The sequence below is a fragment of the Falsiroseomonas sp. E2-1-a4 genome, assembly GCF_051433165.1.
Lineage (GTDB): Bacteria > Pseudomonadota > Alphaproteobacteria > Acetobacterales > Acetobacteraceae > Falsiroseomonas.
The window spans coordinates 25,302-48,221 of the sequence record NZ_JBHMFS010000027.1 but is presented as its reverse complement, the minus strand read 5'-3'; the positions used below and the strand labels follow the sequence as shown (position 1 = coordinate 48,221).

Sequence of the window (22,920 nt, the reverse complement as noted above, 5' to 3'; positions counted from 1 at the left end):
GGCGCGGCGAAGCGGTCGCATCATGCGGGACAATGGAACGTCCTGGCACCCTCACCGACCTCCTGGCGCACACCGCCAGCACGCATCCCGATGCCCCCGCCTTCCCGGCCCTGACCTGGGCGCAGGCCGAGGCGCAGGTGCGCCGCCTGGCGGGCGGGCTGGCCGCGGCGGGAATTGGGCCGGGCGACCGGGTGGCGATCTTCCTGCCGAACCGGCCGGATTTTCTGCTGCTGTTGTTCGCCCTGGCCCGGCGCGGCGCCTGCGCGGTGTTGCTAAACACGCGGTTCCGGGCGCTGGAGGTCGGCAACCTGCTGGCCCGCGCCCAGCCCAAGGCGATCGCCGTCGCGAGGGATTTTGCGGCCGTGGACGCCGCCGCCGTGCTGCCGGACCCGCCGGGGTCGCTGCGGATGGTGCTGGGCATGGATGGGTTCGCGGAGGGCCACCTCGCCGGCATGCCGGTGCTCACGCGAAAAACGCTGCTGGATGCCGAGGAATCGCCGGACCTGGCGACGCCGGAGGCCGAGTGCCTCACCTTCACCACCAGCGGCACCACCGCCGGCCCGAAGCTGGTGCTGCACCGCCAGGCCTCCATCGCCGGCCATGCCGCGGATGTCGCGGCGGCGATCGGCACGGATGCGCCGGGGGCGGCGATGCTCGCCGCCGTGCCCTTGTGCGGCACCTTCGGGCTGAGCGCGGCGCTGGCGGCGGTGGCCGGCGGCGCGCGCATCGCCTGCATGGAAAAGCTGGACGCGCCAGCGGCGGATGCGCTGATCCGCGCCGAGGCCATCACCCACATGGTCGGTGGCGATGAATGGCTGCTGCTGCTGGCGGATGCCGCCGCCGGCCGCCCCTACGCCCCCTTCCATTTCACCGGCTATGCCAGCTTCCATGGCCAGGCGGACCGCGTGATGGCGGCCTCCGACGCGCTGGGTCTCGCGGTACGCGGCGTCTATGGCAGTTCCGAGGTCCAGGCGCTGTTTGCCGGCCAGAATTCTCGCGGCCCGCATCGCGCCATTGGCGGCGGCGCGCCAGTCAGCCCCGAAGCCGGGTGGCGCATCGCCGAGGATGGCGAATTGCTGTTGCGTGGCCCGTCTTTGTTCGACAGCTACCTCGGCAACCCGGAAGCGACCGCGCAATCCCGCACCCCGGATGGCTGGTTCCGCAGCGGTGACCTGGCGGAGGCGCAGCCGGATGGCGGCTTCGGCTTCCTCACCCGCCGTGGCGATGCGCTGCGGATCGGTGGCTTCCTGGTCTCGCCCGAGGAAATCGAGGGTTTTCTCCAATCCCAGCCCGGCGTCACCGCCGCGCAGGTGGTGGAGGCCGCGGGCAAGCCCATCGCCTTCATCATCCCCGGCCCCGGCTATGACGAGGCGGCGCTGATGGCCGAATCGCGCAAAAGCCTCGCCCGCTTCAAGGTCCCGGCGCGGATCGTGGCGCTCGAAACCTTCCCGGTGGTGGATGGCCCGAACGGCCCGAAAATCCAGCGCAGCAGGTTGCGGGAGATGGCGGCCGGGTGAGCGGCACGGCCCCCAAACTGCGCGACCCGCGCCCCGTCGCGCCCCGCGACCCGAGAATAATCGCGGCCATCGTCGCCAGCGCCCTGTTCATGCAGAATCTGGACAGCAGCGTGGTCGCCACCGCGCTGCCGGCCATGGCGCGGGACCTGGACCGGGACCCGGTGCATCTCTCCGTCGCCATCACCTCCTACCTGGTGGCTTTGTGCGTGTTCATCCCGGTCTCCGGCTGGGTGGCGGACCGGTTCGGGCCGCGGCGAGTCTTCATGTGGGCGATCCTGGTCTTCACCGGCGCCTCCGCCCTGGTGGGCCTGTCACAGGGCCTGGGCACGCTGGTGGCGGCGCGGGTGCTGCAAGGCTTGGGCGGCGCGATGATGGTGCCGGTCGGCCGCCTGCTGCTGCTGCGCCGTGTCAGCAAGGAGGAATTGCTGACCGCGATGACCTGGCTGACCATGCCCGCTTTGCTCGGCCCGATCTTCGGCCCGCCGATCGGTGGCCTGCTGACCGATGCGGTTTCCTGGCGCGCCGTGTTCTGGATCAACATCCCGGTCGGTGCCCTCGGCCTGCTGCTGGTCTGGCGCTTCATCCCGGAGATGGACCCGCAGGACCCCGGGCCGCTGGATACGCGGGGATTGATCCTGTGGGGCCTGGCGCTGGCGCTGCTGGTTTCGGGGCTGGAGACGATCGGCCGCGACCTGGCGCCGGTCTGGGTGCCGCTGACCGTATTGAGCCTGGGCCTGACGGCGACGGTGGCGGCGGTGCTGCATTCGAAGCAGGCGGTGCGGCCGGCGGTGGACCTCTCGCTGCTGTCGATCCCGACCTTCGCCATGCCGATGCTGAGCGGCACGCTGTTCCGCATCGGCGCCGGCGCGCTGCCCTTCCTGCTGCCGCTGACGCTGCAATTGGTGTTCGGACTTTCGGCCGCCGGCAGCGGTCTGCTCACCTTCGCCACGGCGCTGGGCGCGCTGGCGATGAAGCCGCTGATCCGCCCGGTGCTGCGCCGCTTCGGCTTCCGCAACGTGCTGGTAGTGAATGCGGTGCTGGCGGCGGCGGGGGTGGCGGTGTGTGCGCTGTTCGACCCGTCTTGGCCGCCGATCGCCATCTTCCTGGTGCTGGCGGTGGGCGGGCTCTCGCGATCGCTGCAATTCACCTCCATGGCGACCATGGCGTTTGCCGATGTGCCGCAGAACAAGCTGGCGGCGGCCACGGCGATGACCGGCACGATCCAGCAGTTTTCGGTGGCGCTCGGTGTGGTGCTGGGGTCGCTGACGCTTTCGGCCGGGATGTATTGGCAGGGCACCACGGTGCCGGGGCTGGTGGAGTTCCAGGCCGGCTTCGTGGTGGCGGGGCTGGTGATGCTGGCGATGCTGCCGGGCGCGCTGCGGCTGAAGCGGGACGTGGCGGCGCGCGTCTCCGGCCATAAGGGCGGGACCTGAAGCCGTTTCACCGAAAGTGAAGACGGCGAAACGGCTCCAGCTTTCTGTTCCAGCGGATTTTCCGAGTCGCCTTGCGAAGCCGCACGGCTTTAAAATGCGCTAACCTGTCCGGTTCGGGTCCAGCCGGGCGAAGGTCAGCTCGTGCTTGTTGTGCGCGCCGTGGAAGACCACGGCGCCGGGAATGGCGGCGAAGGCCTCCGCCGTCGCGTGGTCCGTCTCGCCCTGGAATTTCAGCGTGCACACGAAGTTGCGCGCCGCATCGGCGGCAATCCAGCGCTGCACCAGGCCCAGCAGGCGGGACGGGTAGCAGATGACGTCGCTGAACAGCCAATCCACCTTCGGCTCCGTCCGGGGTTCCAGCCCGAAGGCGCTTTCGGCCCGCATGGTCACGCCGGGCATGGCGGCGACGGCGGCATCCAGCGGCGCCTTGTCCACCGCCACCACCTGCGCGCCGAGTTTTGCCAATACCCAGGTCCACCCCCCTGGTGCGGCGCCGAGGTCGAGGCAGGTCTCGCCGGGGCCGGGATACCGCCCGAGCCGCGTCAGCGCCTCCCACAATTTGAGATAGGCGCGGGAGGGGGGGCCTTCGCGGTCCTCGATGAAGGCGACCTCCCCATTCACGAAGGGGCTGGTCTTGGTCGGGCTGGCCAGCAGCCGGTCCGGCGCCAGCAGCGTCCAGCCACCGAGATGGCCGGTCGGCGCGAGGTCCGGGAAGGCCAGCGGCCGCGCCTTCACCGGCGGCAGTTTTTCCGAGATCAGCGCGCTGCGACGGTGATGCGCGGCGGCATAGCCGGCCCAGTTGCGCTGGATGGCGCGCAGCGCATCGGCCGCCTGCTTGACCGAGGCGACGGGAATCTCCTGCGGCGCCGTCCAGACCTCCAGCGCCCAGGCGGCCGGGCCGGGCGGGTCGGGCGACAGGGCCAGCCGCCCATGCCAGGCTGAAATCCGACGCTTGGCGCGGGACAATTCCTCGGCCAGGTCGTGCTCAAAGCCTTCGGCGGCGAGATAGGCGCTGGCGATCATTTCTGGCGATCACTTCTCTGGCGCGAGCGCCGCGGCGGCGGCCAGGATGCCCCAGCCCACCAGCAGCACCATGCCGCCCATTGGCGTGACCGGCCCGAGCGAGGTCTCCGTCAGCACCCGCACATAGACCCCGCCGGCAAAGCCCAGCGTGCCCACCACGAAGCAGCCCGCCGCCAGATGCACCAACGGGCCGCGCCGGCGTTCCGCCAGCATGCCGCAGCCGAGCAGCGCCAGCGCGTGCCAGACCTGCAGCGATGCGCCGGTATTCGCGAGAGCGGCAGTCTCCGGCGGCAGCCCATGGCTTGCATAGGCGGCCATGCCGACCGCGATCAGCCCTGACAGGGCGCCCAGAACCATCCACAAACGTGCCATCGGCCCGATCTACGCCGCGGCAGCGCGGTTCGCCAGCCTCAACGCAGCCGTGCCAGCCCGGCCCGATCAGCCGAGCAGCGCCCGCACCTCATGCAGGTCCGCGGCGATGCGGTGGCACAGGGCGCGCAATTCCGGCGTCGGCGGCAGCAGATCCGGCACCATCACGGTCCGCATCCCGGCCGCGGCCGCGGCGCGCACGCCATTGGGGGAATCCTCCAGCGCGAGGCAGTTCCGGGGCGCCACGCGCAGCACCTCGGCTGCGCGCAGGAAGGGGTCGGGCGCCGGCTTGCCGTGGGCATAGTCGCCGGCGGCCACCACGGCTTGAAAGCGCCCCTCCAGCCGGTGCAGCGCCAGATTCTCCGCCACATCCGCATGGGCGGAGGAGGTGCAGATGGCGCGCGGCAGGCGCAACGCATCCAGCCGGTCCAGCAGTTCCGTCACGCCGGGCTTCAGCGCCAGCATCGGGCGCATCCCCTGATAATGGCGCAGCCAGGTGGCGCGGAAAGGCTCCAGGCCATCCGGCCCGAGATGCTGCTGCAAGGTCACGCGATTCAGCGCCCAGGGGCGGCCGACCAGCTCCAGATAGTCCGTGACGGCAAGGCTGTGCCCCAGCTCCCGCGCCGTGGTGAGGAAGGCGTCGCGTGACAGCACCTCGCTGTCGAAGAGCAGCCCGTCCATGTCGAAGATGACGGCATCGCAAGGGGCAGGGTCGCGCATGGGCGGCCTATGCCGTGCTGGCGGCGGCCATGCAAATTCAGCCGCCCGGTTCGTCCTGCGCCGCATTCGGGAAGAACAGTTGCGCGCCGTTGATGCTGTAGCCGGCGATGGCGGCCTGGCCGGCGGGGGAGATGATCCAGTCGATGAAGCGCTGGCCCTCCGCCTGCTTCACATGGCGGTGGCGCTGCGGGTTCACCAGCATGACGCCGTACTGGTTGAACAGACGCGCATCACCCTCGACCAGGATGCGAAGGCCCTGGCGGTTGCGGAAGGACAGCCAGGTGGCGCGATCCGTCAGCGCATAGGCCGCCTGCGCCGCGGCGGTGTTCAGCGCAGGCCCCATGCCCTGGCCGATCTCCCGGTACCAGGTGCCGCGACCGGCAACGGGATCGACGCCGGCCTGCTGCCACAGCCGCCGCTCCGCCGCATGGGTGCCGGAGCGATCGCCGCGGGAGATGAAGGGCGCGCCTGCCTCGGAGATGCGCTTCAGCGCGGCGGCGGTGTCGCTTGACCCGGCGATGCCGGCGGGGTCGGCTTCCGGCCCGACGATGACGAAGTCGTTGAACATCACAGACTGGCGCTGCACGCCGTGGCCTTCGGCGACAAAGCGCTGTTCCGCCACCCGGTCATGCACCAAGACCACATCCGCATCGCCACGACGGCCGACATCCAGCGCCTGGCCGGTGCCGAGCGCCACCACGCGCACCGCAATGCCCGTCTCCCGCGTGAAGATCGGCAGGATATGGCCGAACAGCCCGGATTGCTCAGTGCTGGTGGTGCTGGCGACCGTGATGTGCCGGTCCTGCGCCGCGAGCGGCAGGGGCAGGGCGAGCAAGGCAAGAAGCAGCAGGCGACGGAACATGCCGAGAATCCTCCGGCTACCAGATCAGCTCGCCGCGCAGGAAGGCCGCGGCCTCCGCCGTCGCGGGGGCGGTGAAGAAGCGCGCGGCCGGCGTGTGTTCCAGCAGGCGGCCGCGATGCAGGAAGGCGATCTCCCCGGCCAGGCGGCGCGCCTGGCCGAGGTCATGCGTCGTCATCACCAGCTTGGTGCCGCGCGCGGCGAGCGCCTGGATGATCTGCTCCACCGCGCCGGTCGCGGCGGGGTCGAGGCTGGCGCAGGGCTCGTCGAGGAACAGCACCTCCGGCCGCAGCGCCGCGGCGCGGGCCAGGGCCAGGCGCTGCTGTTCCCCGCCCGAAAGTTGTCGCGCGGGGCGGTCGGCCAGCGCCTGGAGTCCGACCAGTGCCAGCGCCTCCGCCGCGCGGGCATCCTGTTCGGCACGGTCCAGCCCGGCCAAGGCCAGGGGGTAGCGAAGGTTTGCCAGGACCGAACGGCGCAGCAGCACCGGGCGCTGGAACACCATGGCCTGGTGGCGGCGCGGGTCGGCGGCCGGCCCATCGCAGCGCACCGCGCCCGCGCTCGGCGCCAGAAGCCCATGCAGCAGGCGCAGCAGCACGCTCTTGCCGGCGCCGTTCGGGCCGAGGATCAGCAGGGGCGGACCCGCCGCGATGGTCAGCGACACATCAAGCAGCACCGCCACGCCACCGGCTGCAAAACCCAGCCCCTCCGCCCGCAGCGGCAGGATCGCGTCCGGCGCGCGCATCAGGCCAGCCGCATGCCGCGGTCCCGCAGCCCCTGGGCCAGCGCATTCACCGCCAGCACGATCGTCATCAGCACCAGGCCGAGCGCCAGCGCCAAGGGCAGGTCGCCCTTGCTGGTCTCCAGCGCGATGGCGGTGGTCATCACCCGGGTGAAACCCTCGATATTGCCGCCGACGATCATCACCGCGCCGACCTCCGCGCTCGCCCGGCCGAAGCCGGCCAGCAGCACGGTCAGCAGCGCGAAGCGGCCATCCCACAGCAGGGTGGGCACGGCGCGGGCGGGGCCGGCGCCGAAGCTGCGGAGCTGTTCGGCATATTCCTCCCACAGCCCTTCCATCACCTGACGGGTCAGCGCGGCCAGGATCGGCGCGACCAGCACCGCCTGGGCGATGATCATGGCGGTCGGCGTGAACAGCAGCCCGAGCGACCCGAGCGGCCCGGCGCGGGACAGCAGCAGGTAGATCAGCAGCCCCGCGACGACCGGCGGCAGCCCCATCAGCGCATTGAGGAAGGTCACCACAGCCGCGCGCCCGGGAAATCGCGCCACCGCCAGCAGCGCGCCGAGCGGCAGGCCAACCAGTGCGGCCAGCAGCACCGCCGTCAGGCTGACCCGCAGCGACAGCAGCACGATCTGCGCCAAGGTGGGGTCGCCCGCGACCACCAGGCCGATCGCCTGGGAGACGGCAGCTTGCAAGTCTTCCATGCGGGCAAGCTGGCTATGGCAACGCTTGACGTCAATCGCATCCCCTGGCCTGCTGCCGCCACCACCTGCCGGAATCTGCCGCCATATGCCGGATATCCTGACCCTGAAGGAGGCGGCCGCCTGGCTGCGCCTGTCCGAACGCGCGCTGTATGACCTCGCCCGCGCCCGGCGCCTGCCGGCGGCGCAGATCAGCGGCAAATGGCTGTTCCCCCGCGCCCGCCTGGTCCGCTGGCTGGCCGAACAGGCCGAGGCCGGGGAGGTGGCCGCCGCGCCGCCGCCGATCCTGGCCGGCAGCCACGACCCGTTGCTGGATTGGGCGGTGCGGCAATCCGGCTGCGGCCTGGCGCTGCGGGCCGGCGGCAGCCTGGATGGGCTGGCGGCGCTGGCCGAGGATGCGGCGCTGGCCGCCGGCACGCATCTGCTGGACCCGGATAGTGGCGCCTTCAACGAGCCCGCGGTGCGGGACCTGCTGGCCGGACGCGGCGTGGTCGGCATCACCTGGGCCTGGCGCGAACAGGGGCTGCTGCTGGCGCCCGGCAACCCCTCCGCCATCCACCAGGTGCAGGACTTGGCACGGCCGGGCCTGCGCATCATCGGCCGGCAGCCCCGCGCCGGCAGCCATGTGCTGCTGATGCACCTGCTGGCCGAAGCCGGCCTGCGTCTGGACGCGATCGGCTTCCTGCCCGAACCGGCCTTGGCGGAGGACGAGGTCGCCGCCGCCGTGGCCGAAGGCCGCGCCGATGCCGGCTTTGGCATCCGCGCGGAGGCGGCCGCCCGCGGCCTGGATTTCGCGCCCCTGGTGCGGGAGCGCTTCGACCTGGTGATGCGCCGCCGCGCCTATTTCGAGCCGCCCCTCCAGGCGCTGTTCCGCTTCACTCGCGGCGCCGGCTTCGCCGCTCGCGCCGCGCGGATGGGCGGCTACGACATCACGGAGACCGGGCAGGTCGCCTTCAACCCCTGAGCCTGAGCCACCCCAACGGCGCTAGCGCCAGCCCCGCCAACATGAGAAAGCCCGCCTCCGGCCCGCCCGTCGCCGAAAACAGCGCACCGAACAGCGCGGGTCCGAGGCAGGCGCCGACATAGATCATCATCATGATGCCCGATGTCGCCGCCGCCACCCGCCCCGGTGCCGCCAGCCGTGCCGTCTCCGCCAGGCAGATGCCGTTCCAGCCGAAGGCGGCGAAGCCGAACAGCCCCGCCACCAGCCAGACCAGCCAGACCGGCGTCGCCGGCCCCAGCCCCAGGCAGGCGAGGCAGGCGACCGCGATCAGCACCCCCAGCCCGCCCAGCACCCGCGCCGGCGCCACTCGGTCCGCCACCCAGCCGAGCACCAGCCTTGCGGCGATGGACACCAGCAGCCCCACCGTCAGCGTCAGCCCGGCGGCGGCGATGCTCCAGCCGGCCACCGTCACCAGCACCGTCACCAGGAAGGCGGAGAAGCTGAACTGCACGCAGGCGAAGCACAACGCGGCCAGCCCCAGCCGCAGCGTTGGCCCGCCGGCCAGCACCGCGGCAAACGGCGCCGAAAACCCCAGCCCACCCCCGCGTGGCGCGAGCGATCCCGCATCCAGCCGCCAGCGCCAGGGCTGCACCGCCAGCATCGCCAGCCCCATCGCGGCGGCCAGTGCCAGGCAGGCCACCTGCCAGCCAAAACCCGCCGCCAGCACCGGCACCAGCAGCCCCGCCGTGGCACCGCCCACCGGCACCGCCACCTGCTTGATCGAGAACACCCGGTTCCGCAGCCGCGCCGGCGCCAGCCGTGCCAGCAGCGCCGAACTCGCCGGGTTGGCCGGGCCATAGGCCACCCCCACCAGCAGCGCGCTGACCGCCAGCGCCGCCGGCGAGGCCATCGCCAGGGCCAGCACCCCGCCCGCCGCGCTGGCCAGCATCGCCTGGTGCAACCGCACCGGGCCAAGGGCGGCGACCAACTGCGGCGTGAACAGCGTGGATACCGCGCCGGAGGCGAACAGCAGCGCCGCATACCAGCCGACGGCCGCCTGCGGCAGCCCTGCGGCCGGCAGCACCAGCGCCGCCGTCACTGGCAGCACCAGGGAGGCCAGCACCACCAGCGCCTGCGCCCCCAGCGTCACCCCCACCGCGGCGGGCAGCAGGGTGGCATCGGCATGCGGGTCCGTCATGGCCAAGGCAAGTCCTGCGATTGCGGTGCCTCCGCCATGCCGGGAATGCGCCGCGCTGTCCACCGGGGGCGGGTTGGCCGTGCGGAAGGCCGCGCCTATACCGAACGGGCCGACCGCTTGGGGCCGGTTTCGCGACATGATCCTGCTGTCGGATGCCGGATCGGAGTTGGAGTTTTCGGCATGGCAGCGGTCGCATCCGGTGGACAGGGCGGCCCTTCCGGCCGCGTGGCGAAGCTGCGCAAATTGGCACCCGGCCTGCTGGTGTGTCTGGTGATCGCCATTGCCTCCGTCTGGCTGCGCAATGCCTCGGGCATCGCGGCGCTGAACCCGGTGGTGATCGCGCTGCTGGTCGGGCTGGCCTGGCGCTCCGCCAAGGGCCGGCAGCCGGTGCTGGATGCGGGCCTGTCCTTTTCCATCCGGCCGCTGCTGCGCTTTGCCATCGTGATCCTCGGCCTGCAGGTGACGGCGACGGAGGTGCTGGCCCTCGGCCCGGGCGCGCTGGCGCTGGCCGTGGTGGTGGTGGGCGTCACGGTGCCGGCGGCGATCTGGCTTGGCCGGCTGTTCGGCGTGCAGCCGGGCCTCGCCGCGCTGCTCGGCATGGGCACCGGCATCTGCGGCGCCTCCGCCATCGTCGCCACCAACCAGGTGGTGCGCGCGAAGGATGAGGACGTGACCTACGCGCTGGCGGTCATCACCCTGTGCGGCACGGCCGGCCTGGTGCTGCTGCCATTGCTGGCGGAACCGCTGGGGATGTCCGCGCTCGCCTATGGGCTGTGGGCCGGTGCCTCCCTGCATGAGGTGGTGCAGGCGGTGGGTGCCGCGGCGGCAGGCGGGCCGGAGGCGGCGCAATCCGGCACCGTGATGAAGCTGGCGCGCGTGATGCTGCTGGCACCCGCCATCATGGCGCTCGGCTGGTGGGTGGCGCGCGGCGCGGCGTCGGCGGGCGGCGGCACGGCCAAGGTGCAGGTGCCGTGGTTCGCCGTGTGGTTCCTGGTGATGGTGGGCGTGGTTTCCACCGGGCTGGTGCCCGGCATCGCCATCGAGGCCTCCCGCTTCCTGGTGCCGCTGCTGATGGCGGCGAGCGTCGCGGCATTGGGCCTGTCCACGGATTTGAAGGCGCTGCGTGCGCGCGGGCTGGCGCCGCTGGCGCTCGGCATCGCGCTCAGCCTGTTGATCGCCGCGATCGCTCTCGTCGGCGTCAAGATGATCGGCGTCTAGCGCCCGCTACTGCGTCGCGTTGGCGGCCGCCTTCGGCGCGGTCGCCAGCCGCAGCGCCACGCGCCCGACATCGCCCAGCGAACCTTCCACCGCCAGCACCCCCTCCGTCCGCAGCGTGTTCGGCAGCCGGTCATCGGTGCTGCCGCGCACCACGAACGCCGCGAGCTGCGCCTCCGGGAAGCGGCGCTTCATGCGCCGCAGCAGGTAGCGGGAGGCAGCGACGGAGGCACCACCCTCCACCGTGCAGAACCAGGCCTGGCGCACCAACCCGGCATCGAGGCCCGTCAGGTCGCCGCCACGCAGCAATTCCACCGGGGCGGCGACCGCACCGATGCCGCGCTTGCGCAGCATCTGCGCCAGCATCGCTGCCGCGCTCTCATCGAAGGGGCCGCGGCCGGCCACGCACATCACGGCGCCCGGCGGGACCAGCACCGCTGGTGGGGGCTGGGCCTCCGCGGTGCTGGCGGGCGCCTCCTTCGCCTCCTCGGTCAGCGCCGGCTCGCGCGGCTGGTCATCCTCGACCTCCTCCTCCAGATCCTCGATCAGCGCGGCGATGCGGGCGCGCAGCGCGGTCAGGCGCTCGGGCGCGAAGCTGCCGCGCAGCGCATCCGCCTGCGCCAGGGCCAGCGCCGGCAGCGCGACCTCGTCGTAATAGGTGGAAAGCCGCCTCTCACGCAGCAGATCCTCCGCCTGTTCGGTCAGTGCATCGCCATCGCCGGCGAGCGCGCGCTGGTAGAAGGTCTCCGGCGGGTCGAGCGGTGGCCGGTCGCCCAGTGCGACGTCGAGGAATTCGAACCTCTCCACATGCCGGCCCAGCACCACCAGGCAGACGGTCAGCGGCACCGCGACGATCAACCCGATCGGCCCCCACAGCCAGGTCCAGAAGGTGGCGGCCGCAATCACGGCGATCGGCGAGATGCCGGTGGAGCGGCCGAGCACCAGCGGCTCCAGCACCTGGCCCATCAGGCCCTCGCCCAAGGCGAACAGCACCAGCACCAGCACCGGCATGGTCCAGCCTGGCTCCACCGCCAGCGCCAGCAGCAGCGGGAAGGCGACGGCGACGATGGTGCCGACGAAGGGCACGTAGCGCATCAGCCCGGCGACGATGCCCCAAAGGATCGGCTGCGGCACGCCGATCAGCAGCAGTGCACCGCTGATGAACACGCCATAGGCCGCATTCATCGCGGTCAGCGCCAGGAAGTAGCGCGACAGGCGATAGGCCGCGTCATCCATCGCCGCCATGGTGCGGTGCAGGTCGCGTGCGCCGACGAGGCGGATCACCCGGTCGCGCAGATCCTCGCGATACAGCAGCACGAAGATCACCAGCACCACGACGATGCCGAAGGTGGCCAGCGGGTAGATCAGCGGCGCCAGCACGCTCTGCAGCAGTTCGAATGGCTTCGGAACCGGCGGTCGGACTTCCACCGGCAGTGGCTGCACGACATTCGCATCCAGCGAGGGCTGCGGCTCCGGCACCGCGCGTTCGGCCTGCGCGGCCAGGCCGCGCAGCATGTCCTGCGCGCGCTCGACCAGCCCGCCGCTGGCATTGATGGTGTTGAGCTTGCGGGTCAGCTCCCACTGATACAGATAAATGTCGCCCCCCAGCTCCGCCAGTTGGCGACCCATGATCAGGCCGAGCATGCCGATGAAGGCGACCGCCGCCAGCACGGCCGCCAGGACCGCGGCGACCCTCGGAATGCCGATGCGGCGCAGCGCCCGGGAGATCGGTGCCAGCACGAAGGCGAGCAGGACCGTCAGCGCCAGCGGCACCAGCAGGTCGCGGGCAAAATATAGCACGGCCACCACAACCAGCGCCGCCTGGGCAATGGTCGCGCCATTCTGCGGCACGCCTGCGGCGCGGACCCCACGATCGGCGGCGGGCGGGAAATCGGGCATGCGAGGGGCGGTCCTGGGTCTGTCCGCAGCCGGAACGCCGTCGCACCGTTCTGGTTCATTGCGCCGGGCTGCTTTCCGTGCCGCCGCATTGCGCTACCCTGGGCGTTGATGATTCCTGCCCAGACCGAGTCCGGACCGCCAGGCCCGAACCAGAAAAACCCAGTGGAAGCGCCGATGGAAGCGCCGGTGGATGAGGCCGTGCCGGCCGGCTATGCCGCCGGCGCCCCCGCCCCCTGGTGGGTGAAGCTCAGCGTCAAGCTGGTGCTCGGGTCGCTGCCGGTGCCGGCCGGCGCCTGGCGCGCCATCGGCCTGCGGCGGCATTCCTTCGGCGCGCTCGACCCCGAAAGGCTGGTGGAGCCGCTGGCCTGGCGCGTCCGGCGGTTCCAGGAGGTGGCGGGCCGCGCCCCGCGCGCGGTGCTGGAGGTGGGGCCGGGCGCCATGGTGCTGCGCGCGCCGATCGCCGCGGCCCTGGGCCTAGGCCCGGTCTGGTACCTGGATGTGGAGGATTCCGCGCCGCGCGACCTCGCCCCCTATCGCATCGCGGCCGAGGCCGCGCGCCAGGCCGGGCTGGTGCCGCCTGATCTCTCCGGCTGTACCAGCCGCGCCGATGTACTGGCCGCCTGCAACGCCCGCCTGCTGGTCGGCGGGGCGCAGGAACTGGCGGCGGTGCCGGCCGGGTCGGTGGACCTGGTGTTCTCCGAGGTGGCGCTGGAGCATGTGCGGCGTGACGCGCTGGCCCCGCTGCTGGCGGCACTGCGGCGCGTGACGGCGCCGGGCGGCCTCGGCCTGCATGCGGTGGATTTCCACGACCATCTCGGCGGCCGGCTGCGGCATCTGCGCTTCGGGCCGTCATTCTGGGATGGGCGGGCGGTGGCGCGCGCCGGGCTGTACTGCAACCAGCTTGGCCTGTCGCAATTCCTGGCCGCCTTCGCCGCCGCCGGCTTTTCCGCCCGCGCCAGCCACCGGCTGGTCTGGCCGCTGCCGCAACTGCCGCCGGGCGGGGCGCATCCCGATATTGGCCGGGCGCCGGAGGATGACCGTATCTGCCACGCGGCGCTGGAGGTGCGGCCGGCCTGAGGCGCGCGGATTTTCCTTCCAGGCAGGACGTCGCTGCTGCCACGCTCCGGCAGCGCATCAAGACGCAATGGGAGGTTTGATGTTTCGCCGCCGTTCTGCCCTTGGGCTTGGCCTCGGCCTCGCCGCCGCCCTTCTGCCACTGGGCGCCCGCGCCCAGGGATTCCCCGTGCGCAACCCGCGCTACATCGTGCCCTTCCCGCCCGGCGGGCTGACCGACATCATGGCGCGCCTGGTCGGCCAGCGGCTGGGCGAGGCCTGGGGCCGCCCGGTGGTGATCGACAACCGCGCCGGCGGCAACGCCTTGATCGGCGCGGATCTGGCGGCGAAGGCGGAGCCGGATGGGCATACGCTGCTGGCCATTACCCTGACCCATGCGGTGAACGCCACACTGTTTCCCAACGCACCCTATGATTTCCGCCGCGCCTTTCATGTGGTCTCCGTGCTCGGCTCGCTGCCGCTGGCGGTGGTGGTGAATGCGGAACGCAGCCCGGCGCGGGATCTGGCGGGGTTGGCCGAGCTGGCGCGGAGCCGGTCGCTGAATGGCGGGACCTCCGGCACCGGGTCTCCGCCGCATCTGGGGCTGGAACTGTTCCGCCGGGTGACGCGGGCCGGGGACAATATCGTGCATGTGCCCTATCGCGGCGGCGCACCGTCGGTCACCGATCTGGCGGGCGGCAATCTGGACCTGATGGTCTCCAACCTGCCGGAATGCCTGGCGCAGATTCGCGGTGGCAGGCTGCGGGCGCTGGCCGTGACCAGCGCGGAACGTCACCCGCTGGTGCCGGAAGTGCCGACCGTGCGGGAAGCCGGGCTGCCGGAGCTTGAGATCACCAACTGGACCGCCGTGCTGACCAACGCCGCGGTGCCGGAGGCCATCAAGGCGCGGCTGGAGCGGGACGTGCTGGCCGCCATCCACCACCCGGAGACCACCCGGCGGGCGCAGGAGGGCGGCTTCCAGGTGCTGGGCTGGGACAGCGCGCGGTCGGCCGACTTCGTGCGGGCGGAGACGGATCGCTGGGCCTCCCTTGTCACGGAGGCCGGGATCAGACCGGATGTGTGAAACAGCCGGATGAGCCCAAACCGATGCCGCGCCTGACCCTTGCCGAAGCCGAAGCCCTGGCCACCGCCGCCCTTGCCGCCGCCGGCGCCAACCCCGCCATGGCGGCCCTGACCGCCCGCGCCCTGGTGGCCGGGGAGGCGGAAGGGCAGGGCGGCCATGGCCTGTCCCGCGTGCCGCAATACGCCGCCTTCCTGGCCAATGGCCGGGCGGATGGCGCGGCGGTGCCGGCGGTGGTGGCGGAGCGCGGCGGCGCGGCGCTGATCGATGCGCGGCACGGCCTGGCCTATCCGGCACTGGATCTGGCGGTGCGGGAGGCGGCGGCGCGGGCGAAGGCACATGGCGTCGCCTGCCTTGGCATCACCAACAGCCACCATGCCGGCGCCATGGGGCTGCCGGTGGCGGCGCTGGCGCGGCAGGGGTTTGTCGCGCTCGCCTTCACCAATTCGCCGGCGGCCATGCCGGTGCCGGGCGGCAGGCGGCCGCTGATGGGCACCAACCCCGTGGCCGCCGCCTTCCCGCGCCGGGATGCGGCGCCGCTGGTAATCGACATGGCGCTGTCGGAGGTGGCGCGCGGCAAGATCATGCTGGCCTCCAAGGCGGGGAAGAAGATCCCGCTCGGCTGGGCGCTGGATGCCGATGGCAACCCCACCACGGACCCGGATGCGGCGCTGGCCGGCGCCATGCTGGCGATGGGCGGCAGCAAGGGGGCGCTGCTGGCGCTGGTGGTGGAATTGCTGTGCTGCGCCCTGACCGGCGCCGCCTTCGGCTTCGAGGCGGACAGCTTCTTCACCACGGAGGGCAATCGCCCCCGCCTCGGCCACACGCTGCTGGCGATCGACCCCGGCGCCATGGCCGGAGAGGCCAGCTTCGCCGAGCGCATCGAATTCCTGCTCGCCGCCATGCAGGGCGACCCCGGCGTGCGCCTGCCCGGCAGCCGCCGCGCCGGCCTTGCCGCCCATGCGGCGACGGAGGGGCTGGAGGTGCCCGATGCGTTGCTTGCACAGCTTCATACCCTGGCGCAACAAGCCGCACCGATGGCATGACGGGGGTGTGCTCCGACGGTAACCCTTGCAGGACGGAACCGCCGCCATGCCGATTTCCAGCCAGATGCCAGGCCTGACGTCGGGCGAGCCGATCCCCGCCTTCCATGCCCGCGCCGCCGGGAACCCCCGCTTCGCCTTCGACACCACCGCCGGCCGCTGGCTGATGGTGCTGATCCCCGGCTCGCTGGCGCAGCCCGGCCTGGGGCAGCGCCTGGCGGCCGCCATCACGCCGCATGCCAGCGTGCTGCGGGTGGATCATGCCTATCTGCTGGTGATCGGCACCGACGCGGAGGATGAGCGCGCCGGCCGCATGACCGATGGCACGGGCCGCCGCGTGCTGTGGGACGATGACGGCAGCGCTCGCCGTGCCTTCCGCGCCATGGAACCAGACGGCACCCTGCGCCCCGGCTGGGTGCTGCTGGACCCGATGCTGCGGGTGTTCGGCGTCTGGGGCCTGGAGCAGGGGGCGGAGGCCATGGCGACCCTGGCCGCGCTGCCGCCGCCTGAGGACCATGCCGGCGTGCCCGCCCACGCCCCCATCCTGGTGCTGCCGCGCATCTTCGAGCCGGAATTCTGCCGCCGCCTGATCGCGGAGTATGAGGCGGTTGGCGGCGGCGAAAGCGGCTTCATGCGGGATGAGGGCGGTCGCACCGTGGGCGTGATGGACCCCAGCCATAAGCGCCGGAAGGACGCCTTCATCACGGATGAAGCCCTGCGCGCGCAGATCCGCGCCCGGCTGAACGCCCGCCTGGTGCCGGAAATCCGTCGAGCCTTTCAGTACAATGTCACCCGGCTCGAACGCTATGTGGTCGCCTGCTACGATGCCGCCGACCAGGGCTTCTTCCGGGCGCACCGGGACAACACCACCAAGGCCACCGCGCATCGCCGCTTCGCCGTGACGATGAACCTCAACACCGGCGGATATGAGGGCGGGGAGCTGAATTTCCCCGAATTCGGGCCGCAGACCTACAAGGCCCCAGCCGGCGGGGCTGTGGTGTTTTCCTGTTCGCTGTTGCATGAGGCCCGCCCGGTGACGCGCGGTCGGCGATACGCCTTCCTGCCGTTCCTGTATGATGATGCGGCCGCGGCCATTCGCGAGGAGGGTGCAAGATTCCTGGACCAGAAAGAGGCGGCTTCCGCGGCGGATTCGGCGGAGGCCCCCCAGCCGATGCGGGCGGAGACGACCGGCGCGGCCTGAACCGGCCTTCCTCCAACCCGCGCCCGCCGGTCGAGCCCGGCCAGGTGCCGGTGCGCGGCTGGCGGGATTCGGACCTGGACCGGATCTGCGGGCCTGCGGCCGCTGCCGCGGCCTTCGCCGTGCGCCCGGATGCGGTGCTGCGGATGTTCTATGTGGAAGGCCGGCGGCGGGAGGTCGGGCCGCTCTGTGCCCTGATGGCGCGCAACCGCCGCCCCTACCGCGAAGTGACGGCGGAGGAGTTGGTCCGCATCGCCGGCACCGAGCATCATGGCGGTGTCGTCGCCATCGCCGTGCCGCGCACCATTGCCGAGATCGGCGTCGGCCCGTTCCCCGCCGCGCTGCTGACGGCGCCGGTGCTGCCGCTGCTGGATGGCATCGGCAATCCGCACAACCTGGGCGCCATCGCGCGGTCGGCTGCCTTTTTCGGCTGCACCGGCATGCTGCTGTCGGGCGACCCGCGCCAGGCCGGGCTTTCGGATGCCGCCTACCGCATCGCGGAGGGCGGGTTGGAGTATCTGGAGGTGCTGCGCCTGCCGGACCCGGCCGTGGGGCTGCGGGCGCTGGCGCCGAAATTCACCACCGTCGCCGCCGTGGCCGCCGGCGGAATGCCGCCCGAGGCGCTGCCGCGCGGCAAGCCCTTCGTGCTGGCGCTGGGCAATGAGGAGATCGGCCTGCCCGGCCTGACCGCCGCCGCCTGCACCCATCGGGTGACGCTGCCGGGCAGCGGCAAGGTGGAAAGCCTGAATGTCGGCGTCGCCGCCGCCGTGCTGCTGCATGCCATGTCGGCCTGAGCGCGGCCTAAGCGCATGACGGAGCCGGATGTGCTGGTGATCGGCGCCGGCGCGGCCGGCATCGCCGCCGCGCGGGCGGTGCAGGCGGCCGGGCGCAGCGTGCTGGTGCTGGAGGCGCGTGACCGCGTCGGCGGGCGGGCGGTGACGGACCACCGCCTCGGCCTGCCCTTCGACCTCGGCGCCGCCTGGCTGCACAATGCGGAGGATAATCCGCTGGTGCCGCTGGCGCACGAACTGGGCCTGGCCCTGGCCGATTCGGACGCGCTGCGGCACGAACGCACCCTGGTGGGGGATCGCCCGGCCTCGCCGGCCGAACTCGCGGCTTACGATTCCGCCTGGAATGCCTTCCAGGCCGCGGTGCTGGCGCGCGCCGCCGCTGGCGGGCCGGATTGCAGCGTGGCAGCGGCGGTGCCGCAAGGCGGGCCGTGGGATGCGACGGTCGCCGCCTGGCAGGGCGATATCATCGCCTCCGCGCCGCTGGACCGTCTCAGCCTGGCGGATTTCGCCGCCACCGCCCTCGATGGCCGCAACATGATGGTGGAAGCCGGCATCGGCACCCTGTTCGCAAGGCTGGGGGAGGGGTTGCCGATCCGGCTCTCGGCGGTGGTGGAGAGCCTGGACTGGGGTGGGGCTTGGGCGGTGGCGCGGGGCGCCTTCGGCAGCATTCGCGCCCGCGCCGTCATCGCCACCCTGCCCAGCAGCCTGATCGCGGCGGAGGCGATCCGCTTCGACCCGCCCCTGCCGGCTGCGGTGCTTCAGGCAGCCCAGGACCTGCCATTGGGCCAGGTGGCCAAGGTCGGCTTTCGTGGCGTGGAGGCGCTCGGCCTGCCGGCATTCTGCTCGATCGACCGGCAGGTGGCGCCGGGCAAGGCGTTGGTGGCGATGAGCGCCCGGCCCTTCGGCCGCGACCTGCTGGCCTGCCATGTCGGCGGCGACGCCGCGGCGGCGCTGGAGGCGGAGGGCGATGCGGCACTGGAGGCCTTCATGCGGGCGGAGGTTGCCCGCCGCTTCGGCCAGCAGGCCGCCCGCACCCTGGCGGCAAAACCAATCGTGACAAACTGGCAGCGGGACCCTTGGTCCCGGGGCGTGTACAGCTATGCCCGCCCAGGTCGCAGCGCAGCGCGCGGCGTCCTGGCGCAACCCCTGGCCGGTGGGCGCCTCTGCCTGGCGGGAGAGGCCTGCCATGCCAGGCTGGCCGGCACGGTCGGCGGCGCCTGGCAATCCGGCCTGGTTGCAGCCGAAACGGCACTTGCCGCGTTGCGGTAAGCTCGGGTGCGAATCGAGGAGCGGGATACTGGCGGACAGCTTGCAGGTGCGGGAGGCACAGGACGGTCGTGTGGTCAGCCTGTCCGGCCGCCTGGACACGCCGGCAGCGGCCTCGCTGTGGACTGAGTTGATGGCGGAGGCGCGCAAGCCGGGCGCGCCGCTGGTACTGGATCTGGCGGCGGTGGAGGCGGTGGACACCACCGGCGCCACCCTGCTGCTGACCGCGCAGTCGGCCGCCGAGGGCGGGCGGATCGAGGGGGCCAGCCCCGGCGTGGTGGCGGTGCTGGACCGGGTGCGGGACGCGCTGGCCGCACCGCGGCCACAGGTTGTGCCCTACCGATTCTCCCCGCTTTCGGGCGTCGGCCGCCGCGTGATGAACGCGCTGCGTGGCGTCGTGGCGTGGATGGCCTTCCTGGGGGAATTGCTGGTCGTCGGCCTCGGCACGCTGATCCGCCCCGGCCGGCTGCGGGCGCGGGAATTGCTGCGCCATCTGGATGAGGCGGGCACCCGGGCCTTCGGGCTGGCGACGCTGCTGGGGTCCCTGCTCGGGGTGATCCTGGCTTTCCAATCGGCGATTCCCCTGCGCCAATTCGGCGCCGAGGTCTTCGTGCCCAGCCTGGTCGGCATCTCCCTGCTGCGGGAATTGGGGCCGCTGATGGCCGGCGTGGTGCTGGCCGGGCGTACCGGCTCCGCCTACGCGGCCGAGCTCGGCACCATGACGGTGAATGAGGAAGTGGCGGCGCTGCGCATCATGGGCATCGACCCGATGGCGCTGCTGGTGCTGCCGCGGGTGCTGGCGGGGGTGCTGGTGATGCCGGTGCTGTCGCTGGTGCTGACGGTGGCGGGGCTGGTCGGCATGGCCTTCGTGATGTCGCTGCTCGGCTTCACGATGAACACGGTGGCACAGCAATTGAACAATTTCGTCACCCTGAAGGATCTGCTGGGCGGGCTGTTCAAGGCGGCGGTGTTCGGACTGGCGATTGCCGTGGTCGGCTGCCGCGCCGGCCTTGGCGCCGGGCGCGGGCCGCGGGCGGTGGGCGATGCGGCGACCTCGGCGGTGGTCGGCGGCATCGTCGCCATCGTCGTGCTCGATGGCATCTTCGCGGTCCTGTACGAAAGGCTGGGCCTGTGAGCGAGGCGCTGGACCAGAACGCGCCGGGCCCCGAGGTGCCCGCGGTGATCGAGGCGCGGGACCTGTCCGCCGCCTTCGGCAGCAACGTGTTGTTCCGCCACGTCACCTTCGATGTGCGGCGCGGTGAGGTCTTCGTCATCCTGGGCGGGTCCGGCTGCGGCAAATCCACCCTGCTGAAGCTGATGATCGGCCTGGTGCCGCCGGCCGCGGGCACGGTGGACATCCTCGGCACCGATGTCTGGACGACGGAGGGGGCGGCGCGGCTCGGCCTGCTGAAGCGCATCGGCGTGATGTGGCAGCAGGGCGCGCTGTTCGGGTCCCAGACCCTGCTGGAGAATGTGGAAATGCCGCTGGCCGAGCACACCACCCTGCCGCCGGAGGCACGGCGGGAGGTGGCGCGGGCGAAGCTCGGGCTGGTCGGGCTGTCGGCGGCGGCGAACCAGCTGCCGTCGGAGATTTCGGGCGGCATGCTGAAACGGGCCGGAATCGCCCGCGCGCTGGCGCTGGACCCGCCCATATTGTTCCTGGACGAACCCTCCGCCGGGCTGGATCCGGTCACTTCCGCCGGGCTGGATGCGCTGATCAGCGACCTGTCGCGTTCACTGGGGACGACTTTCGTGGTGGTGACGCATGAACTGGCCTCGATCCTGGCCATCGGCGACCGCTGCATCATGCTGGACAAGGAAGCCAAGGGGATGATTGCCGAAGGCAACCCGCGCGACCTGCGCGACCACAGCCCCCACCCGACCGTGCAGGCCTTCTTCCTGCGAAAGGTGGCGTGATGGGATCGGGCAAGGCGCTTTACGCGCGCGTCGGCGCGCTGGTGCTGGTCGGCATCGTGCTGGCCGTCGCCTTCGTGCTGTTCCTGGCCGGCGGGCGGGGGCTGCAGGCCACGCAGATGTTCGAGACCTATTTCGAGGAATCGGTCCAGGGCCTCGATGTCGGGGCACCGGTGCGCTACCGCGGCGTGGCGGTGGGGCGGGTGACGCAGATCGGGCTGGTCACGGCCGAATACCCGCGCCCGGCCGGCGTGGCCTATTCCGCCGGCTTCCAGCGCGTCTTCCTGCGCTTCGGCCTGGATCTGCGGCAGGTGGGGGAAACACCCGATATCAGCGAGGCGGTGCGGCTTGGACTGCGCGCGCGCATCACGGCGCAGGGCATCACCGGGGTGAACTACCTGGAACTGGATTTCGTCAGCCCGCAGCGCTTCCCCGTCACGGCCCAGCCCTGGCAGCCGCAATATCCGGTGATCCCGGGCGTACCCTCCACCGTCGCGCAGGTGACCAATGCGGCGGAGCTGCTGATCCAGCGGCTGGCGGACCTGCCAGTGGACCAGATCTCGAACGACATCGCCGGGCTGCTGTCCAACCTGAACCGGCAGACCAGCGATGGCGACCTGGCGCAGGTGCTGCGTGAGGCCGCCACCACCATGGCGCTGCTGCGCACGGCGGTGGAGGGTGGCGACCTGGCCGGCGCGGTGGGCGAATTCCGTGCCGCCGCCACCGATGCCCGCGCCCTCATCGCCGGCCCGGAGCTTCGCGGCGCCATGGTCAATGCGGCTGGCGCGGCGGCCGAACTCCGCCGCGCGGCGCAGACCCTGCCCGGCGCGGTGGAGGGCATGGAGCGCACCATGCGCGCGGCGCGGGAGACCACGGTGGATGTACAGGCCGAACTGCTGCCAATCCTGATCGACCTGCGCGCCACCACCGCCAACCTGCGGGCCACCGCCGAACAGTTGCGACGCGCCCCCTCGCAGATGCTGTTCGGCGCGCCGCCGACCCCGGATCGCCGCCGATGAACCGACGCGCCCTGATCACCGCCCTGCCGCTGCTGGCCGCGGGCTGTTCGATCTTTCCGGACCGGCCCTATGTGCCGGTCCGGCGCTACCCGCTTTCGCCGATGCGGAGTTCCCTGCAGGGGGCGCGGCCCGGGGCGCCGGTGCTGCTGGTGCGGCTGGTGCGGGCCGTGCCGGGGTTGCAGGACCTCGGCCTGCGCCGGGTGCTGCCAGACGGGTCCTACGAGATCCTGGTCTATGAGGAATGGATCGCGCCGCCGGCTGGGATGGTCGATGCGGCGCTGCGGGCCTGGCTGCAGGCCTCCGGCCTGTTTTCCGCCGTGGTGCCGCAGGGCAGCCGGGCGGATGCCAGCCTGGTGCTGGAATTGCAGCTGACGGCGCTGGAGGCGATGCCCGCCTGGGGCCGCGCCCGGGCTGGCCTGTCCGGCGTGCTGCTGCGGGAGGAACGCCTGGCGTCCCGCGTCGTCGACACGCTGGCGGTGACGGGGGAGGCGCCGCTGGCGCCGGATGCGGAGGCGCCAGCAATGGCGCTGGCCATGACGCAGGCGCTGGGTGTGGCGATCGCAAGCCTGGAGACACGGCTGGCACCGCTGGCGCGGTAAATTCAAGCGCGGCGCAGGGCCCAGGCGAGGCCGCGAAGCAGCAGGGCGGTCCTTGCTGCTGCGCTCCGTTGGTCGGCCCTCAGCCGGCGCCGGGCGCGACCTTCTGCCTGAGGCGGTGCGCGGCGGCGCATGTCACGGGCTGTTGAAGGGGTTTGTCATTGCGCGGCCTTACCCGCCCATTCTGGGATTCGGATGGGATAATGCGATCCATCCCAGAAAAAAGACAGCACCGCATATCCCGTTAATCCTTTTCCCACCATTCGGGTCGCATTCTCGGGAAGCGGAGAGCGAACCTGTTTCGTCTCTGTCAGAGAGAGGCGGCAGCCCTGCAAGAGCGGGG

At 72.0% G+C, this 22,920-nt stretch carries 22 protein-coding genes; 14 read left to right on the top strand and 8 right to left on the bottom strand.

Annotated elements, in window-relative coordinates; all coding sequences use genetic code 11:
- The first annotated feature begins 32 nt into the window (after window positions 1–32).
- Together ACFHNC_RS21845 and ACFHNC_RS21840 are read left to right on the top strand one after the other, a co-directional pair.
- Window positions 33–1,517 carry an AMP-binding protein gene (locus ACFHNC_RS21845; RefSeq protein ID WP_437171361.1) on the top strand — a complete coding sequence of 495 codons (1,485 nt, stop codon included), beginning with the start codon at window positions 33–35 and terminating at the stop codon, window positions 1,515–1,517.
- Window positions 1,514–2,950 carry a DHA2 family efflux MFS transporter permease subunit gene (locus tag ACFHNC_RS21840; RefSeq protein WP_437171360.1) on the top strand — a complete coding sequence of 479 codons (1,437 nt, stop codon included), beginning with the start codon at window positions 1,514–1,516 and terminating at the stop codon, window positions 2,948–2,950. The genes ACFHNC_RS21845 and ACFHNC_RS21840 overlap by 4 nt, the downstream gene beginning before the upstream one ends.
- A gap of 99 nt (window positions 2,951–3,049) precedes the next feature.
- Here ACFHNC_RS21840 and ACFHNC_RS21835 read toward each other — a convergent pair whose 3' ends face one another.
- The 6 genes from ACFHNC_RS21835 to ACFHNC_RS21810 form a co-directional block, all read right to left on the bottom strand.
- Window positions 3,050–3,973: an SAM-dependent methyltransferase gene (locus tag ACFHNC_RS21835; protein WP_437171359.1), complete on the bottom strand. Its 924-nt coding sequence runs from the start codon at window positions 3,971–3,973 to the stop codon at window positions 3,050–3,052.
- 9 nt (window positions 3,974–3,982) lie between these two features.
- The gene (locus ACFHNC_RS21830) at window positions 3,983–4,345 is read right to left on the bottom strand and encodes a DUF423 domain-containing protein (protein ID WP_305672293.1); all 363 of its coding nucleotides are present in this window, start codon (window positions 4,343–4,345) and stop codon (window positions 3,983–3,985) included.
- 66 nt (window positions 4,346–4,411) lie between these two features.
- A complete protein-coding gene (locus ACFHNC_RS21825; RefSeq protein WP_437171358.1) occupies window positions 4,412–5,062 on the bottom strand; it encodes an HAD family hydrolase in 651 nt (216 codons plus the stop codon).
- 37 nt (window positions 5,063–5,099) lie between these two features.
- Window positions 5,100–5,924 (bottom strand): substrate-binding domain-containing protein, encoded by an 825-nt coding sequence (locus tag ACFHNC_RS21820; RefSeq protein WP_437171357.1) that lies wholly within the window; start codon window positions 5,922–5,924, stop codon window positions 5,100–5,102.
- Window positions 5,925–5,940: 16 nt separating this feature from the next.
- Window positions 5,941–6,663: an ATP-binding cassette domain-containing protein gene (locus ACFHNC_RS21815; RefSeq protein ID WP_437171356.1), complete on the bottom strand. Its 723-nt coding sequence runs from the start codon at window positions 6,661–6,663 to the stop codon at window positions 5,941–5,943.
- Window positions 6,663–7,364, bottom strand: a complete 702-nt coding sequence (locus ACFHNC_RS21810) for an ABC transporter permease (protein WP_437171355.1) — start codon at window positions 7,362–7,364, stop codon at window positions 6,663–6,665. The genes ACFHNC_RS21815 and ACFHNC_RS21810 overlap by 1 nt, the downstream gene beginning before the upstream one ends.
- 85 nt (window positions 7,365–7,449) lie before the next feature.
- On the opposite strand from ACFHNC_RS21810, the gene ACFHNC_RS21805 reads away from it, so the two are divergent.
- Window positions 7,450–8,325 carry a substrate-binding domain-containing protein gene (locus ACFHNC_RS21805; RefSeq protein ID WP_437171354.1) on the top strand — a complete coding sequence of 292 codons (876 nt, stop codon included), beginning with the start codon at window positions 7,450–7,452 and terminating at the stop codon, window positions 8,323–8,325.
- On the opposite strand, the gene ACFHNC_RS21800 is transcribed toward ACFHNC_RS21805, so the two are convergent.
- Complete coding sequence (locus ACFHNC_RS21800; RefSeq protein WP_437171353.1) at window positions 8,315–9,502, bottom strand: MFS transporter; 1,188 nt, start codon at window positions 9,500–9,502, stop codon at window positions 8,315–8,317. The genes ACFHNC_RS21805 and ACFHNC_RS21800 overlap by 11 nt on opposite strands.
- Window positions 9,503–9,682: 180 nt before the next feature.
- Between ACFHNC_RS21800 and ACFHNC_RS21795 the strand changes: the two genes are divergently transcribed.
- On the top strand, window positions 9,683–10,720 hold the full coding sequence (locus ACFHNC_RS21795) for a YeiH family protein (RefSeq protein WP_437171352.1): 1,038 nt from the start codon (window positions 9,683–9,685) through the stop codon (window positions 10,718–10,720).
- 6 nt (window positions 10,721–10,726) lie between these two features.
- On the opposite strand, the gene ACFHNC_RS21790 is transcribed toward ACFHNC_RS21795, so the two are convergent.
- Window positions 10,727–12,616, bottom strand: a complete 1,890-nt coding sequence (locus ACFHNC_RS21790; protein ID WP_437171351.1) for an AI-2E family transporter — start codon at window positions 12,614–12,616, stop codon at window positions 10,727–10,729.
- 174 nt (window positions 12,617–12,790) lie between these two features.
- On the opposite strand from ACFHNC_RS21790, the gene ACFHNC_RS21785 reads away from it, so the two are divergent.
- The 10 genes from ACFHNC_RS21785 to ACFHNC_RS21740 all read left to right on the top strand — a co-directional run bounded on the left by ACFHNC_RS21785 (window position 12,791) and on the right by ACFHNC_RS21740 (window position 22,580).
- Complete coding sequence (locus tag ACFHNC_RS21785; protein WP_437171350.1) at window positions 12,791–13,693, top strand: methyltransferase domain-containing protein; 903 nt, start codon at window positions 12,791–12,793, stop codon at window positions 13,691–13,693.
- Between the two features lie 79 nt (window positions 13,694–13,772).
- A complete protein-coding gene (locus tag ACFHNC_RS21780; protein ID WP_437171349.1) occupies window positions 13,773–14,753 on the top strand; it encodes a Bug family tripartite tricarboxylate transporter substrate binding protein in 981 nt (326 codons plus the stop codon).
- 23 nt (window positions 14,754–14,776) lie between these two features.
- The gene (locus tag ACFHNC_RS21775; RefSeq protein WP_437171348.1) at window positions 14,777–15,796 is read left to right on the top strand and encodes an Ldh family oxidoreductase; all 1,020 of its coding nucleotides are present in this window, start codon (window positions 14,777–14,779) and stop codon (window positions 15,794–15,796) included.
- A 46-nt stretch (window positions 15,797–15,842) separates the two neighbouring features.
- Window positions 15,843–16,994: a 2OG-Fe(II) oxygenase gene (locus ACFHNC_RS21770; protein WP_437171347.1), complete on the top strand. Its 1,152-nt coding sequence runs from the start codon at window positions 15,843–15,845 to the stop codon at window positions 16,992–16,994.
- 44 nt (window positions 16,995–17,038) lie between these two features.
- Window positions 17,039–17,785 carry a TrmH family RNA methyltransferase gene (locus tag ACFHNC_RS21765; RefSeq protein ID WP_437171346.1) on the top strand — a complete coding sequence of 249 codons (747 nt, stop codon included), beginning with the start codon at window positions 17,039–17,041 and terminating at the stop codon, window positions 17,783–17,785.
- A gap of 15 nt (window positions 17,786–17,800) precedes the next feature.
- Window positions 17,801–19,051, top strand: coding sequence for a flavin monoamine oxidase family protein (locus ACFHNC_RS21760; RefSeq protein WP_437171345.1), 1,251 nt, complete (start codon window positions 17,801–17,803; stop codon window positions 19,049–19,051).
- A gap of 46 nt (window positions 19,052–19,097) precedes the next feature.
- Window positions 19,098–20,183 carry an ABC transporter permease gene (locus tag ACFHNC_RS21755; protein WP_437171344.1) on the top strand — a complete coding sequence of 362 codons (1,086 nt, stop codon included), beginning with the start codon at window positions 19,098–19,100 and terminating at the stop codon, window positions 20,181–20,183.
- Complete coding sequence (locus tag ACFHNC_RS21750; protein ID WP_437171343.1) at window positions 20,180–20,965, top strand: ABC transporter ATP-binding protein; 786 nt, start codon at window positions 20,180–20,182, stop codon at window positions 20,963–20,965. Before ACFHNC_RS21755 ends, ACFHNC_RS21750 begins: the two co-directional genes overlap by 4 nt.
- Window positions 20,965–21,981 carry an MlaD family protein gene (locus ACFHNC_RS21745; RefSeq protein ID WP_437171342.1) on the top strand — a complete coding sequence of 339 codons (1,017 nt, stop codon included), beginning with the start codon at window positions 20,965–20,967 and terminating at the stop codon, window positions 21,979–21,981. Before ACFHNC_RS21750 ends, ACFHNC_RS21745 begins: the two co-directional genes overlap by 1 nt.
- Complete coding sequence (locus ACFHNC_RS21740) at window positions 21,978–22,580, top strand: ABC-type transport auxiliary lipoprotein family protein (protein WP_437171341.1); 603 nt, start codon at window positions 21,978–21,980, stop codon at window positions 22,578–22,580. Before ACFHNC_RS21745 ends, ACFHNC_RS21740 begins: the two co-directional genes overlap by 4 nt.
- Window positions 22,581–22,920 lie beyond the last annotated feature (340 nt).